19 protein-coding genes are annotated in these 15,509 nt (G+C 73.0%); 14 read left to right on the top strand and 5 right to left on the bottom strand.

The features are described from left to right. The first annotated feature begins 36 nt into the window (after nt 1-36). The 13 genes from hemE (at nt 37) to hemL (ending at nt 11,845) form a co-directional block, all read left to right on the top strand. Complete coding sequence (gene hemE, locus ACIQH8_RS15395; protein WP_401000241.1) at nt 37-1,197, top strand: uroporphyrinogen decarboxylase; 1,161 nt, start codon at nt 37-39, stop codon at nt 1,195-1,197. Continuing rightward, on the top strand, nt 1,194-2,771 hold the full coding sequence (gene hemG / locus ACIQH8_RS15390; RefSeq protein WP_401000239.1) for a protoporphyrinogen oxidase: 1,578 nt from the start codon (nt 1,194-1,196) through the stop codon (nt 2,769-2,771). Before hemE ends, hemG begins: the two co-directional genes overlap by 4 nt. Before the next feature lie 113 nt (nt 2,772-2,884). After that, complete coding sequence (locus ACIQH8_RS15385; RefSeq protein ID WP_401000237.1) at nt 2,885-3,343, top strand: YtxH domain-containing protein; 459 nt, start codon at nt 2,885-2,887, stop codon at nt 3,341-3,343. A 23-nt stretch (nt 3,344-3,366) separates the two neighbouring features. Continuing rightward, on the top strand, nt 3,367-3,771 hold the full coding sequence (locus ACIQH8_RS15380; RefSeq protein WP_401000235.1) for a phage holin family protein: 405 nt from the start codon (nt 3,367-3,369) through the stop codon (nt 3,769-3,771). Next, complete coding sequence (locus ACIQH8_RS15375; RefSeq protein WP_353815194.1) at nt 3,758-4,051, top strand: DUF3618 domain-containing protein; 294 nt, start codon at nt 3,758-3,760, stop codon at nt 4,049-4,051. The genes ACIQH8_RS15380 and ACIQH8_RS15375 overlap by 14 nt, the downstream gene beginning before the upstream one ends. Beyond that, nucleotides 4,032-4,718: a GntR family transcriptional regulator gene (locus tag ACIQH8_RS15370; protein ID WP_401000233.1), complete on the top strand. Its 687-nt coding sequence runs from the start codon at nt 4,032-4,034 to the stop codon at nt 4,716-4,718. Before ACIQH8_RS15375 ends, ACIQH8_RS15370 begins: the two co-directional genes overlap by 20 nt. A 193-nt stretch (nt 4,719-4,911) precedes the next feature. Continuing rightward, complete coding sequence (locus ACIQH8_RS15365; RefSeq protein WP_401000231.1) at nt 4,912-5,421, top strand: OsmC family protein; 510 nt, start codon at nt 4,912-4,914, stop codon at nt 5,419-5,421. 58 nt (nt 5,422-5,479) lie between these two features. Beyond that, nucleotides 5,480-6,214, top strand: coding sequence for a hydrogen peroxide-dependent heme synthase (gene hemQ, locus ACIQH8_RS15360; protein ID WP_401000229.1), 735 nt, complete (start codon nt 5,480-5,482; stop codon nt 6,212-6,214). Beyond that, nucleotides 6,214-7,500, top strand: a complete 1,287-nt coding sequence (locus ACIQH8_RS15355) for a ferrochelatase (RefSeq protein ID WP_401000227.1) — start codon at nt 6,214-6,216, stop codon at nt 7,498-7,500. Before hemQ ends, ACIQH8_RS15355 begins: the two co-directional genes overlap by 1 nt. Beyond that, entirely contained in the window at nt 7,497-8,468 is a 972-nt protein-coding gene (gene hemC, locus ACIQH8_RS15350) for a hydroxymethylbilane synthase (RefSeq protein WP_401000225.1), read from the top strand. Before ACIQH8_RS15355 ends, hemC begins: the two co-directional genes overlap by 4 nt. A gap of 14 nt (nt 8,469-8,482) precedes the next feature. Then, nucleotides 8,483-9,280 carry a uroporphyrinogen-III synthase gene (locus tag ACIQH8_RS15345; protein ID WP_401000772.1) on the top strand — a complete coding sequence of 266 codons (798 nt, stop codon included), beginning with the start codon at nt 8,483-8,485 and terminating at the stop codon, nt 9,278-9,280. 169 nt (nt 9,281-9,449) lie between these two features. Next, a complete protein-coding gene (gene hemB / locus ACIQH8_RS15340) occupies nt 9,450-10,445 on the top strand; it encodes a porphobilinogen synthase (RefSeq protein WP_401000223.1) in 996 nt (331 codons plus the stop codon). Further along, nucleotides 10,445-11,845 (top strand): glutamate-1-semialdehyde 2,1-aminomutase, encoded by a 1,401-nt coding sequence (gene hemL / locus ACIQH8_RS15335; RefSeq protein WP_401000221.1) that lies wholly within the window; start codon nt 10,445-10,447, stop codon nt 11,843-11,845. Before hemB ends, hemL begins: the two co-directional genes overlap by 1 nt. A 10-nt stretch (nt 11,846-11,855) precedes the next feature. Here the strand turns inward: hemL and ACIQH8_RS15330 are convergent, their stop codons facing one another. Next, nucleotides 11,856-12,041 carry a hypothetical protein gene (locus tag ACIQH8_RS15330; protein ID WP_401000219.1) on the bottom strand — a complete coding sequence of 62 codons (186 nt, stop codon included), beginning with the start codon at nt 12,039-12,041 and terminating at the stop codon, nt 11,856-11,858. Here ACIQH8_RS15330 and ACIQH8_RS15325 point away from each other — a divergent pair. Continuing rightward, nucleotides 12,040-12,468 (top strand): hypothetical protein, encoded by a 429-nt coding sequence (locus ACIQH8_RS15325; protein ID WP_401000217.1) that lies wholly within the window; start codon nt 12,040-12,042, stop codon nt 12,466-12,468. The two genes, ACIQH8_RS15330 and ACIQH8_RS15325, sit on opposite strands and share 2 nt — an antisense overlap. Before the next feature lie 41 nt (nt 12,469-12,509). On the opposite strand, the gene ACIQH8_RS15320 is transcribed toward ACIQH8_RS15325, so the two are convergent. The 4 genes from ACIQH8_RS15320 to ACIQH8_RS15305 are packed head-to-tail and all read right to left on the bottom strand — an operon-like array spanning nt 12,510 to nt 15,479. Continuing rightward, complete coding sequence (locus tag ACIQH8_RS15320; RefSeq protein WP_401000215.1) at nt 12,510-12,899, bottom strand: DUF1304 domain-containing protein; 390 nt, start codon at nt 12,897-12,899, stop codon at nt 12,510-12,512. Between the two features lie 28 nt (nt 12,900-12,927). Continuing rightward, nucleotides 12,928-13,758 carry an ABC transporter permease gene (locus tag ACIQH8_RS15315; protein WP_401000213.1) on the bottom strand — a complete coding sequence of 277 codons (831 nt, stop codon included), beginning with the start codon at nt 13,756-13,758 and terminating at the stop codon, nt 12,928-12,930. Further along, nucleotides 13,758-14,660 (bottom strand): ATP-binding cassette domain-containing protein, encoded by a 903-nt coding sequence (locus tag ACIQH8_RS15310; RefSeq protein ID WP_401000211.1) that lies wholly within the window; start codon nt 14,658-14,660, stop codon nt 13,758-13,760. Before ACIQH8_RS15310 ends, ACIQH8_RS15315 begins: the two co-directional genes overlap by 1 nt. 45 nt (nt 14,661-14,705) lie before the next feature. Beyond that, entirely contained in the window at nt 14,706-15,479 is a 774-nt protein-coding gene (locus tag ACIQH8_RS15305) for an isocitrate lyase/phosphoenolpyruvate mutase family protein (RefSeq protein WP_401000209.1), read from the bottom strand. Nucleotides 15,480-15,509: the final 30 nt, after the last annotated feature.

Here is a 15,509-nt window from a genome sequence, read left to right as displayed (position 1 = left end):
TGCCTCCCTGCCCGATCCAGTGCCCGTCCAGCCCGGATGGGGGAGGATGTCACGGTGAACCTCTCCCCGCAGCATCCGCTCGCCGCCGGCCTCACGCACGACTCCCGCCTCATCCGCGCCTACCGAGGTCTCCGCAGCGACACCCTGCCGGTCTGGTTCATGCGGCAGGCCGGCCGGTCACTGCCCGAATACCGGGAGCTCCGGGTCGGCACGCGCATGCTCGACGCGTGCCTCGACCCCGCGATGGCGGCCGAGATCACGCTGCAGCCCGTCCGGCGCCACGGGGTGGACGCGGGCATCTTCTTCAGCGACATCGTCGTTCCGCTGAAGCTCGTCGGCGTCGACGTCGAGATCCAGCCGGGCCGCGGGCCCGTCTTCGGTCGGGCGTACGCGGATGCCGCGGGCGTCGCCGAACTCACCTCGATCGACCCTGCGCGCCTCGACGAGACCGCCGGTCCGATCACCGAGGCCGTGCAGCGCACGGTCGCCGAGCTCGCGACCCTCACCGCGCCGGGCGCGCCGACCTCGACCCCGCTCATCGGCTTCGCGGGCGCGCCGTTCACCCTCGCCGCGTACCTCGCCGAGGGCGGCCCCTCGAAGGACCACCTCGCCGCGCGCACGCTCATGCACGCCGACCCGGGCGCGTGGCGCGCCCTCATGGACTGGACCGCCGAGCTCACCGGCCGGTTCCTCCGTACGCAGGTGCTCGCGGGCGCCTCCGCGGCGCAGCTGTTCGACTCGTGGGCCGGTGCGCTCTCGCTCGCCGACTACGAGACCCACGTCGCCCCCGCATCGGCCGCCGCGCTGACGCACGTGCACGACCTCACCTACGAGACGACGGATGCCTCCGGCTCCGCGGGCACCCACGCGGTCCCGGTCGTGCACTTCGGCGTCGGCACGGGCGAGCTGCTCGGCGCCATGAAGTCGGTCGGGGTCGACGTCGTCGGCGTCGACTACCGCGTGCCCCTCGACGTCGCGGCGCTGCGCGTCGGCGAGGGGGTGCCGCTGCAGGGCAACCTCGACCCCGCGCTCCTCGCCGCTCCGTGGCCCGTTCTCGAGCGCGCGGTGCGCGACGTGATCGAGCGCGGGAGGTCGGCGCCGTCGCACGTGTTCAACCTCGGCCACGGCGTGCCTCCCGAGGCCGACCCGACCGTGCTCACGCGCGTCGTCGAGCTCGTGCACGAGGCCGGACGATGACCGACTCGGCTCCCTCCGGTGGTCGAGTAGCGCCCGACGAAGTCGGACGCGTATCGAGACCCGACCACCGCTCGACCGACGTGGTCGTGCTCGGCGGCGGCGTCGCCGGACTCGTCGCCGCGCTCGAGTGCGCGCGCCTCGGCCTCGGCGTCAGCGTGCTCGAGCAGTCCGACCGTCCCGGCGGCTGCGTCGGCCGCATCGAGGTCGACGGCCTCGCGCTCGACGCGGGCGCCGAATCGTTCGCCACCCGCAACGACTCCGTCTCGAAGCTCGTCGAGCGCCTCGGCCTCGCCGACGCCGTCGAGTCGCCGAACCCGGCCGGCGCGTGGCTGGTGTGGGGCGACCGCGGCGGACGCCGCGCTGCCCGCCTGCCGCGGACGGGCGTGCTCGGGATCCCTGCGAACCCGCTCGGCGAGGACGTCCGTGCGATCATCGGCTGGGGCGGCGCGTGGCGCGCCTGGCGCGACCGCATCACGCCGATCCTGAAGATCGGACGCGCCGAGCGGCTCGGCCCGCTCGTCCGCCAGCGCATGGGCGACGCCGTCCTCGACCGGCTCGTGACGCCGATCTCGGCGGGCGTCTACTCGACCGACCCGGACGACCTCGACGTCGACGTCGTCGCACCGGGACTCAACGAGGCCATGACCCGCGCCGGCTCGCTCTCGGGCGGGGTCGCGCAACTCGTGGAGGCACGCCGCGCCGGCGGCGCGGTGCTCGGCCTCCGCGGCGGCATGCACACCTTGGTCGATGCGCTCACCGCAGAGCTCGCACGGTTCGGTGCCGAGGTCCGCACGGGTGTCCGGGCGACCGCGCTCGAGCGGCGTTCCGCGGCCGAGGCGGACGGCTCCGCACCGACGTGGCGCGCGATCGGCGAGGCCGTGCCGACCGAGGCGGGCGCGCAGCGGGGCGAACCCACGGACGACGGCGGCGCCGCGGCATCCCTCACGATCGACGCGCGATTCGCGATCGTCGCCACGCCCGCCCACGTCTCGCGCGCACTGCTCGAGGGCATCGCGCCCGCGGACGCCCTCGCCGAGGACTGGCCGGCCGCGGCATCCGTCGAGCTCGTCACCCTCGTGCTCGACGCGCCCGAACTCGATGCCGCACCGCGCGGCACGGGCGTGCTCGTCGCGGCCGGCACGCCCGGCGTGACGGCGAAGGCGCTCACGCACTCGAGCGCGAAGTGGCCCTGGCTCGCCGAGTCCGCAGGCGGTCGACACGTGGTCCGACTCTCGTACGGCCGCGCCGGCGTCGCGAGCCCTCTCGAAGGGCTGGACGACGAGGCCGTCGCGGAGCTCGCGTTGCGCGACGCGTCCGCCCTGCTCGGCGTCGAACTCGACGCGTCGCGGCTGCGCGCGCACGGACGCTCCGCCTGGCGCGACGCGCTCTCGCAGGCCGCCGTCGGCCAGCGCGATCGCGTCCGGGCGCTCGAAGCCGCGATCGAGCACGACGAGGACCTCGCGCTCGCCGGGTCCTGGGTCGCCGGAACCGGCCTCGCCTCGGTGGTGCCGCACGCGATCGAGGCCGCCGAGCGCATCCGCCGCCGCTCGCTCCGTCCGGCCGAGGATGCATAGCCGGATCGGCATACGATCGGCCGGATCGCCCGGCAACCCCCTTGCGCCGCTCGGGCCGGGGTCTACGCTGGAGTGACGCTGTCTGAAGAACCGCAGCGGGGGATGGGGTGCACATGAAGGGCAAGATCCTCTTCGTCGTCGGTCTCGGTGTGGGCTACGTGCTCGGCACGAGGGCGGGACGGGAACGCTACGAACAGATCCGCAAGGCCGCCGAAGGCGTCTGGAACCAGCCCGCCGTGCAAGACGGCGTGCAGACCGCGAAGGACTTCGCGATGGCGCGTGTCGGCGACGTGAGCGACACGGTGCTCGAGAACGCCAAGAAGCTGGTGCGCCAGATCTCCGAGGGGTCGACGACCACCGGGTCGGGATCGACGTCGAAGTCGACCACCTCGAAATCGACGACCTCGAAGTCGGGCGGTTCGAAGTCCTCGGCATCGAAGTCGTCCGGTTCCGGATCGACCGCGTCGAAGTCCTCGGGGTCGGGCTCGTCGACCCGATCGGGTTCGGCGAAGTCCGGCGCATCGGGTTCCAAGGCCTCGGGCTCATCCGGCTCGTCCTCGTCCTCGTCCTGACCGACCACCGGAGGTGACACCCGATGGCTGCACCACTCAACGACGACCGGTCGCTGTTCACCCTGGTCGGTGAACTGCCCGACCAGATCCAGGCGCTCGTCAAGGCCGAGATCGACCAGATCAAGGCCGAGCTGAGCTACAAGGCCAAGCACTTCGGCATCGGCGCCGGGCTCGTGATCGCCGCGGCGTTCGTCGGCATCTTCCTGCTCGGCACGCTCATCGCGACCGGCATCCTCGCGCTCTCGCTCGTGATGCCCGGCTGGGCAGCGGCGCTGACCGTCTCGGGCATCCTGCTGCTCATCATCGCGATCCTCGTCGGCATCGCGCTGGCGAGCTTCCGTCGCGGCAGCGAACCGCTCGAGACCATCGAGAGCGTCCGACAGGACATCGACGCGATCACCGGAAGGGGCGACTATGGCGGCTACTGACGTCGTCCGGCTCGACAGGAAGCAGCAGCGCAACTTCACGCGGCTGCAGGCCCACGACAACGCACGCGCCGCGCGCGACCAACTCGCCGGCACGCTCAGCGCGCTGGAGGAGAAGCTCAACGTGCCCAAGCGCGCGGCGCGCGCGACGGCGCGGGCGAAGCGCAGGATGCAGCGCTTCGCCGACGAACAACCCGGCGCGGCGATCGCGTTGGCCGTCGGGGTCGCGGCGGCCGTCGGAGTCGGGGTCTGGCTCGTGGTGCGTGCCAACCTCGACCGCTGAATCCCGCCGCGCCGACGCGGCGGCGGCCTCCACGGCCGTCGAGCGCGTCACCGCGGAACTGCGCGACGAGATCCTGAGCGGCGAGCTCGCGCTCGGCACCCCGCTTCGCGAGGAGTCGGCGGCAGCGCGGCACGGGGTGTCCCGGCACACCGTGCGCGCCGCGTTCCAGCGGCTCGTCGCGGAGCGCCTCGCCGTCGCGGAGCCGTACCGCGGCGTCCGCGTCACGAGCTTCGACGAGCGCGAGATCGTCGCGCTCCAGCAACTGCGCGCGGCGCTCGAGATCGAGGCGCTGCGCATCGCGTTCCAGCGGTTCGGCGGCACGCTGCCGGACGACGTGCTCGAACCCGCCCGTGCGGCGGTCGACGCCATGGAACGGGTCGGCGACGGCGGTCCGGGCGGCGCGACGGATGCCGCGTGGCGGGGCATCGAGCGCGCGCACGCCGACTACCACGCGGCGCTCGTCGCGGCATCCGACAGCCCCCGCATCATCGAAGCCCACGCGGCGATCGGCAGCGAGATGCTGCTGTTCGTCGCCCACATCCGGCGGCACGCCAGCGTCGCCGACCTCGTCGAGGAGCACCGGCGTCTGCTGGACGAGCTCCTCGAGCGCGGGCCCGAGGCCATGCGCGCCCATCTCGAGCACTCCACCCGGCTGCTCACCGACTGAGCGGCCCACCCCCGGCACCGGGACGGTCATGCGACCGGCGACGCTGGAACGCTACGCGCGGGAGGCCGGCTTCGGATCGGCCGAGATCCTGCCGATCGAGGGTTTCGCCGCCTTCCGATTCACCCGCCTCCATCCCTGACCCCGGCGTCGTCATGCGTTTGTGCCCGCGCGACGGCGCCGCGAGGATGTCGCCATGGACCAGGCCGAACTCCGGGCGCTGCAGGCGCCGCTCAAGGACCAGTACCGCACCGATCCCGACACCGCGATCGCCCCCGTCGCCGCGCGCGCGACGTTCGCCGAGCCCGGCATCACGGCGACCGTTCAGGGCTGGGCCGGTCCGGTGCGGACGGGCCTGCACCCCACCACGGGCGGCGACGGATCCGACGCGTGCTCGGGCGACCTGCTGCTGCAGGCGCTGGTCGGATGCGCGGGTGTCACCCTGCGGTCGGTGGCGACCGCGATGGGCCTCGAGATCCGCTCGGCCGAAGTGCGCGCCGAGGGCGTGTTCGATGCGCGCGGAACGCTCGGCATGAGCCGCGACGTGCCCGTCGGGCTGCTCGACGTCGTCGTCACCGCGGTCGTCGACACCGACGCCGACGATGCGACGCTCGAGCGTCTCCGCACGGGGACCGAGCGGTTCTGCGTCGTCGCACGCTCGCTCGCCGAGACCCCGGAGTTCGTGATCGAGCGCGCGGCGTACTGAGCGCGGCATCCTCCGACGCCCTTTTTGACCTTTCAGGTTGCGGGGGGAGGATAGTGGCATGTCTTCCCCCGCTGCCGAAGGGGCAGCCGCGAGCGCCATCGATTCCGACCCGACCCCCTCGCCCGAGGGCTACACGCTCTTCGCCGTGCTCCGCAAGGATCCGGCGCGACCCGACGACCTCGACGGCCGCGACGTGCCGCGATTCGTCGACGAACTCGACGGCGTCATCAACGTCGTCGAGGACGAGGGCGTCGTGGTGCGCGGCGTCTACGACGTGTCGGGTCTGCGGGCCGATGCCGACGTGATGCTGTGGCTGCACGGTCCGACCGCCGAGGGGCTCCAGTGGGCGCTCCGCGAGCTGCGCCGCGCGCGACTGCTGCGTGCGCTCCTCCCGACGTGGAACGCCATGGGCGTGCACCGCGACGCCGAGTTCAACAAGGCGCACGTGCCCGGCTTCCTCCGTGGAGTCGAACCGAAGTCGTGGCTCACCGTCTACCCGTTCGTGCGCAGCTACGAGTGGTACCTGCTCGCCCCCGAGGAGCGCGGGCGGATGCTCGCCGAGCACGGGCGCAAGGGCGCCGCGTTCCGCGGCGTCGTCGCGAACACGGTCTCCGCATTCTCGCTCGGCGACTACGAGTGGCTCCTGCCGATGGAGTCCGACGAGCTGACCGACCTCGTCGACATGATGCGCGACCTTCGGGCGACCGACGCGCGCAGGCACGTCCGCGACGAGCTGCCCTTCTACACGGGTCGCCGCATCACGACCGCCGAGCTCGTGGAGGTCCTGCAGTAATGGCCGCGACCAACCTCGGCGGTGCCGGCGCCGAATCGGCCGAGCGGGCACAGGCCGCCACCGCCGGTCACCCCTTCCGTGGCGTGAAGCCCGCGGCCGCGACATCCGCCCCCCTCGCCCCCGGCGCCGTCGTGCCCGGTGCGACCGAGCCCGCGCAGTCGGGCCCCGCGCACGTCGAGTCGCCCGTCGCGTACGACGCGATCCTGCTCGCCGGCTTCGGCGGGCCCGAGGGGCAGGACGACGTCATCCCCTTCCTCCGGAACGTCACACGCGGCCGCGGCATCCCCGACGAGCGTCTCGAGGAGGTCGCGCACCACTACCGCCACTTCGGCGGCGTGAGCCCGATCAACGAGCACAACCGCGAGCTGAAGGCAGCGCTCGAGGCGGAACTCGCGAGCCGCGGCATCGAGCTGCCGGTGCTCTGGGGCAACCGCAACTGGGATCCGTACCTGAACGACGCGCTGCGCGAAGCGGGCGACCGCGGCTTCACGAAGCTCATCGCGATCGCTACGAGCGCCTACTCGTCGTACTCGAGCTGCCGGCAGTACCGGGAGGACTTCGCGGACGCGCTCGAGGACACCGGGCTCGGCGGTGTCGTGCAGATCGACAAGGTGCGCCAGTTCTTCGACCACCCCGGCTTCGTCGCGCCGTTCGTCGAGGGCGTGCGCGAGGCCATCGCGAAGCTCGAGGCCGACCACGAGGCGTTCGACCCGGCCACCGACGTCGAGGTGCTGTTCGCGACCCACTCGATCCCGACGACCGATGCGGAGAAGTCGGGTCCCGCGGAGCGCGGGTTCGGCGAGGGCGGCGCCTACGCGGCCCAGCACCGGGCGGTCGCCGAGGTCGTCATGCGCGAAGCAGGCGCGGGCGACGTGCCCTGGCAGCTCGTCTACCAGTCGCGCTCGGGCCCCCCGTCGCAGCCGTGGCTCGAGCCCGACGTCAACGACGCGATCGCCGAGCTGCCCGCCGCGGGCCGCAGGGCCGTCGTGATCGTGCCGCTCGGGTTCGTGAGCGACCACATGGAGGTCATGTGGGACCTCGACGAGGAGGCCATGGAGACCGCCGAGGAGCACGGCCTCGCGGCGGTCCGCGTGCCGACGCCCGGCGTGCACCCGGCGTACGTCGCCGGCCTCGTCGACCTCGTGCTCGAGCGCGTGAACGGCACGCCCGCCGCCGAGCGCGCGCACGTCACCGACCTCGGCCCCTGGTACGACGTCTGCCGCCCCGGGTGCTGCGAGAACGTGCGCCGCGGCTTCAAGCCGGCCCTCGCGGGGATCGCGCCGTGACCGCGGCAGCGGCGCAGCGCGACGTGATCCGCGTCGGGACGAGGGGGAGCGCCCTCGCGCTCGCGCAGACGAAGCAGATCGCCGAGCGGCTCGGCAAGGCCGCCGATGCCGACATCGAGATCGTCACCGTCACTACCCAGGGCGACACGTCGCGCGCGTCGCTGCAGTCGATCGGCGGCACGGGTGTGTTCGCCGCCGCGCTGCGCGAGGCGCTCATCGCCGGCGAGTGCGACATGGTCGTGCACTCGCTGAAGGACCTCCCGACCGCCGACCACCCGCAGCTCCGCCTCGGCGCGGTGCCCAAGCGAGCCGACGCGCGCGATGCGCTCTGCGCCCGCGACGGGCTCGCGCTCGCCGACCTGCCGGAGGGCGCGCGCATCGGCACGGGCTCGCCCCGCCGCATCGCCCAGCTCGCCGCGGCGCGGCCCGACGTGGTCGCGGTCGACGTGCGCGGCAACATCGACACGCGCCTGGGGTTCGTCGAGCAGGGCGAGCTCGACGCGGTCATGCTCGCGGCCGCGGGCCTCGGCCGACTGGGGCGGGCGGATGCCGCGACGGAGCACTTCGCACTCAGCGACTGGCCGACCGCCCCGGGCCAGGGCGCGCTCGCGCTCGAGGTCAGGAACGAGCGAGGATCGCGGGCGCTCGAGCGCGGCCTCGACGCCGTCGACCACGTCACGACCCGTGCCACGGTGCTCGCCGAACGCCTCGTGCTCGCCGGCCTCGAGGCCGGCTGCGCGGCCCCGGTCGGGGCCACGGCGTTCGTGGAGGACGAACTTCTGTTCCTCACGGCGACGGTGTACAGTGCCGACGGGACGCGGCAGTTGACCAGTTCGCACGCTGCGACCCCCGACAGCCGCTCGGCCGCCGACCTGGCGGACGCGGCACGCGACGTCGCATCCCGCGTCGTCGCGGACCTCCTCGGCAACGGCGCCGCCGACCTCGCACCTGCCCAGGAGTCGCCGTGACCGAATTCGAACCGATGACCGGCGCGATCAACCTGCCCGGAGCCGATGGCTCCAAGCCGCTCGCAGGTTGGCGCGTGCTCGTGCCCCGCGGTGGGCCCTGGGGCGACTCCGTCGCCGCATCACTCCGGGCCCGTGGCGCCTCCCCGGTCATCGCGCCGATGATCAACTTCGCGCCGACCGACGACCAGCCCGCGCTCGAGGCGGCGCTCGCGAAGCTCGCCGCGGGCGGCTTCGACTGGGTCACGGTCACGAGTGCGACGACGGTCGACGTGCTGTCCTCGTACGGCGCGGTCATCCCGGATTCGACGAAGGTCGCCGCGGTGGGCGAGACCACCGCGGCCGCCCTCGTCGCCGCCGGCTACCGCGCCGACATCGTCCCGAGTGAGGAGAACTCCGCGCGCGGGCTCCTCGAGGAGTGGGAGGCCGCGACCGAGGGCGTCGTGCCGCTGCGCGTGCTCGCCCTCCGTTCGGCGATCGCGAAGCAGGTGCTCTCGGTCGGCCTCGAGCGCATCGGCCACCACGTCGAGGCCGTCGTCGCCTACCGCACGGTCGGCGTCCCGGTCGCGCAGAAGGTCGTCGACGACGTGCGCGCCGGCAAGGTCGACGCGATCCTCGTGACGTCGGGCAGCGTCGCCGAGCAGGTGCAGGCGCAGCTCGGCCCGGTGCCCGAGAAGACGCTCGTCGCCGCCATCGGCCCGCAGACGCAGAAGGATGCCGCGGCCTTCGGCCTCCGCGTCGACGTGATCGCGGCCGAGCGGAGCGCGGAGTCGCTCATCGACGCCGTCGTGAACTCGGCGCTCGCGAGCGCCTGACGCGCCCGCGCCATTCGCCCGCCCCGTCGCATCCGCCCGCCCCGCGCCATCGCCGGGGGGTCGCATCGCGTCATCCGGCCGCGGCCTGCCCGTCCGACCTGACGTGAAACGACCCCGCTGCGCACGCCCGCCCACCGGGCGCACAGCCGCGCGCGCGTAGGCTTGCCGGGTGACTTCCGCACCCGCCCCCCGCGTGCGGCCCCGGCGCCTGCGTGAGACGCCGGCCCTGCGCCGCCTCGTGTCCGAGACCCGCCTCGACCCCGCCGAGCTCGTGCTGCCGATCTTCGTCCGCGAGGGCGTGACCGAGCCGATGCCGATCGCGTCGATGCCGGGCGTCGTGCAGCACTCGCTCGACTCCGTGAAGCAGGCGGTGACGGATGCCGCGGCCGCGGGTGTCGGCGGCGTGATGCTGTTCGGCGTTCCCGAGACCCGCGACGCCACGGGCACGTGCGGTGTCGACCCGAACGGCATCCTCAACGTCGCGACCCGCGTGGTCGCCGACGAGGTGGGCGACGCACTCGTCGTGCAGACCGACCTGTGCCTCGACGAGTTCACCGACCACGGCCACTGCGGCGTGCTCGACGCGCTCGGCCGGGTCGACAACGACGCGACGCTCGAGCGGTATCGCGAGATGGCGCTCGTGCAGGCGGCATCCGGATCTCAGCTGCTCGGCCTGTCGGGCATGATGGACGGCCAGGTCGCCGCGGTGCGCGACGCGCTCGACGATGCCGGCTTCACGCACACCGCGATCCTCGCCTACTCGGCGAAGTACGCCTCGGCCTTCTACGGGCCGTTCCGCGACGCGGTCGAGTCGACCCTCGAGGGCGACCGTCGCACGTACCAGCTCGACCCGGGCAATCGGCGCGAGGGCCTCCGCGAGGCCATGATCGACATCGACGAGGGCGCCGACGTCGTGATGGTCAAGCCCGCCGGCTCCTACCTCGACGTGCTGTCGGACGTCGCCGCCGCAAGCGACGTGCCGGTGTGGGCGTACCAGGTGTCGGGCGAGTACTCGATGATCGAGGCCGCCGCGATGCACGGATGGATCGACCGCCGCCGCGCCGTGGTCGAGTCGGTGCGCGGCATCCGCCGTGCCGGCGCCGACGCCGTGCTGACCTACTGGGCGACCGAGCTCGCCGGATGGATCCGGGAGGGGATCGACTGATGACGGATCTCGATACGGGCGCTCCGCGTCCTACTCGATCAGCGGAGGGTGAGGGCGCTCCGCGTCCTACTCGATCAGCGGGAGCGACGAACGCCGACCTCTTCGCCCGCGCGCAGGCCGCGATCCCGGGCGGGGTGAACTCGCCCGTGCGCGCGTTCCGCTCGGTGGGCGGCACGCCGCGCTTCCTCGTCTCGGCGCGCGGCCCGTACGTCACCGACGCCGAGGGGCGCGAGTACGTCGACCTCGTCGCTGGCTGGGGTCCCGCCATCCTCGGTCACGCGCACCCCGAGGTGATCGCGGCGGTGCAGGATGCCGCGGCTCGCGGCCTCTCCTTCGGAGCATCGACGCCCGTGGAGACCGAGCTCGCCGAGCTCATCGAGCAGCGCGTGGCGCCGGTCGAGAAGCTGCGGCTCGTGTCGACCGGGACGGAGGCGACGATGAGCGCCATCCGTCTCGCCCGCGGCTTCACCGGACGCGACCTGCTCGTGAAGTTCGCCGGCCACTACCACGGCCACTCCGACGGCCTGCTCGCCGAGGCGGGATCGGGCCTCGCGACGTTCGCGCTGCCCGGTTCCGCGGGCGTGCCCGCCGAGGTCGCCGCGCTCACGCTCGTGGTGCCGTACAACGACCTCGACGCGCTCGCCGCGGTGTTCGCCGAGCACGGCGACCGCATCGCGGCCGTCATCACCGAGGCCGCCGCCGCGAACATGGGCGTCGTGCCGCCGCTGCCGGGCTTCAACCGCGCGCTCGTCGAGCTCGCGCACGCGCACGGCGCGCTCGTCATCAGCGACGAGGTGCTCACCGGCTTCCGCGTCTCGAAGGCCGGCTGGTGGGGTCTCGAGGCCGAGACGGATGCCGCGTACACGCCCGACCTCATCACGTTCGGCAAGGTCGTCGGCGGCGGCATGCCCGTCGCCGCGCTCGGCGGCCGCGCCGAGATCATGGAGCGCCTCGCGCCGCTCGGCCCGGTCTACCAGGCGGGCACGCTCTCGGGGAACCCGGTCGCGGTCGCCGCGGGCGTCACGACGCTGCGGCTCGCCGACGACGCGGTCTACGCGCGGCTCGATGAGGTGAGCGCGCTGCTCCGGCGCGAGGTGTCGGCCGCGCTCTCGGCCGAGGGCGTCGCGCACGGCGTGCAGGTCGCGGGCAACCTGTTCAGCTTCCTCTTCGGTGAGTCCGTCGCGGACGGGGCGCACGACTACGCGACCGTGCTCTCGCAGGAGTCGTGGCGCTACGCCCCGTTCTTCCACGCGATGCTCGACGCCGGCATCTCGCTTCCGCCGAGCGTCTTCGAGGCGTGGTTCGTCACCGCCGCGCACGACGACGCCGCGGTCTCGCGCATCCTCGACGCGCTCCCGGCGGCGGCCCGCGCCGCGGCATCCGCCCGCCCCCCGTCGTAACCCACCTTTCTCAGGAGTTTTTCGGCGTGTCGCCGTTTTCGGCGGCGCGTCTTCCTGAGAAACGTGCGATTTCCGGGTGCGGCTCCTGAGAAACGTGAAGACCGCGCACTGAGAGGTTCCGTGCACGGAACCGATCCCGCGTTTGTGGAGCGTCGACGACGCCCGTGACGGCGGCCTCGGGCAGGATGGAATCCATGGCCAACCTGCGCGTCCACAACGATCGGCTCGAGGTCCACCTCACGCCGGCCGAGAAGTCGCTCGCGCTGCGCAGCGCCGACGTGATCGTGCAGCGCGACGACATCCGCTCGGCCATCATCACCGACGACCCGTGGATCTGGATCAGAGGCATCCGGCGCCGCGGCACCGAGGTGCCGCTCGTCATCGCCGTCGGGGTCTGGAAGACGCACACCGGCAGCGACTTCGTGCTCGTGAAGGGCAAGCGCCAGGCGGTCGTGCTCGAGCTCTCGGACGGCGAGTTCGGCCGGCTCGTCCTGAGCACCAGCCGGGCCACCGAGCTGATCGACAAGCTCAAGGTCGGCGCGCCGAACGACGACGACCCCGAGCCCGCCGGGGCGCGGGTCGATGCCGACGACTTCGCGCAGGAGGAGACGAGCGGCGACTGACGCCGCGCGCGACCGCGCAGCCGCCGGCCGGCCGGCCCGCCTCAGGCGATCAGCAGCAGCACGAACCCGAGCAGCGGCAGCGTGCCCTGCACGAGCGCCGCGCGAAGGTACCCGCGACCCGTCGTCGTCAGCACCACGGCTGCCGCGGCCATGCACGCCGTGGTGAACAGCGCCAGCGTGAGCCCGACTCGCGGGAGATCGGTCCAGAGCAGCCAGATGCCCGCGAGCGCCCCGATCGCGAGGAACAGATTGTAGAACCCCTGGTTGTAGGCCATCGGGCGGAGCACCTCCGCCTGCTCGCGGTCGCGCACGCCGAACACGCGCCACGTCGACGGCTGCATCCAGCGGACGCTCTCGAGCACGAAGATGACGACGTGCAGCAGGGCGGCGAGCACCACCACGACACTTCCGACGATCGCGATCACGCTCATGGACGGATGCTACGCCCGCGGCGGTCCGTCACGATACGTCGCGGCGCCACGTCGTCGCCCCGCCGATGATCGTCGTCACGACGGCGATGCCGAGCAGCACGAGTCCGCCCTGCCACCACTCGAGCGAGTCGCTGGCGCCGAGCGAGGCCACGCTGTAGAACGAGGCGCCGACGAGCGCATCGCTCGCGGCGCCGGGCAGGAACCGCCCGATCGATGCCGTGACGTCGTTGAGCGAGGACACGAGCCGGAGCACGGGCTCGAAGAACTGCGTGAACGCGATGACGATCACGATCGCCGCGACCTGGTTCGGCACGAGCGCGCCGAGGCCGACGCCGATCGCCCCCCAGAGGGCCATGGCGAGGATGCCGCGGCCGATCAGCGCCCACGTGTCGCTCGAGTCGAGGCCGGTGTCGAGGTCGAAGGCGGCGAGGGCGGCGGCGCCTGCGCCGACCGACGTGGCGAAGCCGATGACGCCGAAGACCGCGCCGACGACGAGCTGCGAGGCGAACTTGCCGGAGAGCACCGTGGTGCGGTGCGGTTCGGCGAGGAACGTCGTCGTGAGCGTGCGGTGGCGGAACTCCGTCGTCACCGCGAGGGCCCCGAGGAGGACGGGGAACACGTACCCGATCGAGGAGGCGAAGCTGTAGAGCAGCGGTGCGAGGTCGACCCCGGGCGGGATTCCCGTGTTCCCGCCCGCCGCCGCCGCGGCATCCGGATTCTGCGTGGCCCACCCGAGGAATGCACCGAAGCCGCCCGCCATCATCGCGACGTACCCCACGAGCACGATCGCGAGCAGCCACCACATGCGGGTGGTGAGGACCTTCTGGAACTCCGCGCCGACGGAACGGACGATCGACATCACGCCTCACCCTCACCCTCGCCGACGAGGGCCAGGAACGACTCCTCGAGCCCCGACTTCAGCCGGTGCAGCGAACTCAGTTCGACACCGCCCACGAACGCCGCGTGCCCGACGATGCCGGGATCCGGCTCGACGACGATGAGCCCGCCGCGCCCCTCCGTGTACTCGAGCCCGGCCTGGTCGAGTGCGGCGGCGAGCCGCGCCCGGTCGGGCGAATCCACGACGGTCCGCGGCGAGGCGTCGAGTTCGAGGCTCGACAGCGGACCCGTCCGCACGAGCCGCCCGCGCGAGATGATGACGACCTCGTCGACCGACTGCTGCACCTCGCTCAGGAGGTGCGAGCTCACGAGCACGGTGCGGCCCTCGCGGGCGAGCGACTGGAGGAACCCGCGGATCCACTTGATGCCCTCGGGATCCAACCCGTTGATCGGCTCGTCGAGCACCAGGACGCGGGGATCGCCGAGCAGTGTGGTCGCGAGCGCCAGTCGCTGCCGCATGCCGAGCGAGAACCCGCCGACGCGTCGGCTCGCGAACTCCGACATGCCGACCTGCTCGAGCACCTGATCGACCCGTGATGAACGGATGCCGGCGGCGGTCGCCGTGACGCGCAGGTGGTTGCGGGCCGTCCGTCCCGGATGGAAGGCCGCGTCGAGGGCCGCACCGACCGTCTCGAGCGGCCGCTTCAGGTCGCGGTAGACGGTGCCGCCGAAGGTCGCGGTGCCGGCCGTCGGACGCTCGAGGCCGAGCAGCGTGCGGAGCGTCGTCGTCTTCCCGGCGCCGTTCGGCCCGAGGAAGCCGGTCACGCGGCCCGGTTCGACCGTGAAGGTCAGGTCGTCGACCGCGGTGACGGCGCCGAAGCGCTTCGTGAGTCCGGTGATCTCGATGGTGGTCCCATCGCCCATGCGCGATCCTCTCGGTGTTCGGTCCGGTCGGCGGTGCCGGCGGGTCTAGTTCAGCGGGCGGATGCCGCGCGGCAGCACGCCGCCGCCGTACAGCATGGTCGCGAGGTCCTGCAGTGCGCCGAGCGTGACGCGCTGCGGGTACGGCCCGTAGGAGATGCGTGCGACGCCGAGTTCGGCGAGCCGGTCGGGCGGCGGGACGTCCGGCAGCCCGATCAGGCTCACCTTCCGCCATCCGATGCCCTCGACCAGTTCGGTGACGACGTCCTCGCCGAAGTTCCCGGGCACGAACACGCACGTCGCACCCGCGTCGAGGTAGGCGCGCCCGCGCTCGACCGCGTCGGCGATCCATACCTCGCGGGGCCGGTCCTTGCCGCGGAGCCAGGCGTCGGTGCGCGCGTTGAGCGCGAACGGGACGCCCTCGGCGTCGGCCGCGGCGACGGCCGCCTCGACGGAGCGCACCGAGTCGGCGAGGGGCTTCAGCTGGTCCTCGAGGTTCGCGCCGACGACGCCCTCGCCGATCGCACGCCGGATCGTCTCGCCCGCGTCGCCGTAGCCGGCCTCGAGGTCGGCGCTGACGGGCACGTCGACGGCGCGCGCGATGCGCCCGACCATGTCGAGCATGAGCTCGACCGGGATGTGCTCGCCATCCGGGTACCCGAAGGCGGCGGCGATCGAGTGGCTCGCGGTCGCGAGCGCCCGGGTTTCGGGGAGCGCGGCGACGGCGGTCGCGCTCACCGCATCCCACACGTTGACGACCTGGAGCAGCTCGTCGTCGACGTGCAGTCGGCGCAGTTCGGCGCCGGCTTCGGCGGGGGTCATGCGCCCAGACTATTGCCCGCCGCGGGTTCT

Source organism: Agromyces sp. GXQ0307 (genome assembly GCF_044769845.1).
Classification (GTDB): domain Bacteria; phylum Actinomycetota; class Actinomycetes; order Actinomycetales; family Microbacteriaceae; genus Agromyces.
This window is presented reverse-complemented; position numbering and strand designations above follow the sequence as displayed.

Excerpts from the sequence above, each read along its gene's own strand:
- hemE (WP_401000241.1), top strand. The coding sequence starts at position 37 with ATGGGGGAGGATGTCACGGTGAACCTCTCCCCGCAGCATCCGCTCGCC.
- hemG (WP_401000239.1), top strand. The coding sequence starts at position 1,194 with ATGACCGACTCGGCTCCCTCCGGTGGTCGAGTAGCGCCCGACGAAGTC.
- ACIQH8_RS15385 (WP_401000237.1), top strand. The coding sequence starts at position 2,885 with ATGAAGGGCAAGATCCTCTTCGTCGTCGGTCTCGGTGTGGGCTACGTG.
- ACIQH8_RS15380 (WP_401000235.1), top strand. The coding sequence starts at position 3,367 with ATGGCTGCACCACTCAACGACGACCGGTCGCTGTTCACCCTGGTCGGT.
- ACIQH8_RS15375 (WP_353815194.1), top strand. The coding sequence starts at position 3,758 with ATGGCGGCTACTGACGTCGTCCGGCTCGACAGGAAGCAGCAGCGCAAC.
- ACIQH8_RS15365 (WP_401000231.1), top strand. The coding sequence starts at position 4,912 with ATGGACCAGGCCGAACTCCGGGCGCTGCAGGCGCCGCTCAAGGACCAG.
- hemQ (WP_401000229.1), top strand. The coding sequence starts at position 5,480 with ATGTCTTCCCCCGCTGCCGAAGGGGCAGCCGCGAGCGCCATCGATTCC.
- ACIQH8_RS15355 (WP_401000227.1), top strand. The coding sequence starts at position 6,214 with ATGGCCGCGACCAACCTCGGCGGTGCCGGCGCCGAATCGGCCGAGCGG.
- ACIQH8_RS15345 (WP_401000772.1), top strand. The coding sequence starts at position 8,483 with ATGACCGGCGCGATCAACCTGCCCGGAGCCGATGGCTCCAAGCCGCTC.
- hemL (WP_401000221.1), top strand. The coding sequence starts at position 10,445 with ATGACGGATCTCGATACGGGCGCTCCGCGTCCTACTCGATCAGCGGAG.
- ACIQH8_RS15325 (WP_401000217.1), top strand. The coding sequence starts at position 12,040 with ATGGCCAACCTGCGCGTCCACAACGATCGGCTCGAGGTCCACCTCACG.
- ACIQH8_RS15330 (WP_401000219.1), bottom strand. The coding sequence starts at position 12,041 with ATGGATTCCATCCTGCCCGAGGCCGCCGTCACGGGCGTCGTCGACGCT.
- ACIQH8_RS15320 (WP_401000215.1), bottom strand. The coding sequence starts at position 12,899 with ATGAGCGTGATCGCGATCGTCGGAAGTGTCGTGGTGGTGCTCGCCGCC.
- ACIQH8_RS15315 (WP_401000213.1), bottom strand. The coding sequence starts at position 13,758 with ATGTCGATCGTCCGTTCCGTCGGCGCGGAGTTCCAGAAGGTCCTCACC.
- ACIQH8_RS15310 (WP_401000211.1), bottom strand. The coding sequence starts at position 14,660 with ATGGGCGATGGGACCACCATCGAGATCACCGGACTCACGAAGCGCTTC.
- ACIQH8_RS15305 (WP_401000209.1), bottom strand. The coding sequence starts at position 15,479 with ATGACCCCCGCCGAAGCCGGCGCCGAACTGCGCCGACTGCACGTCGAC.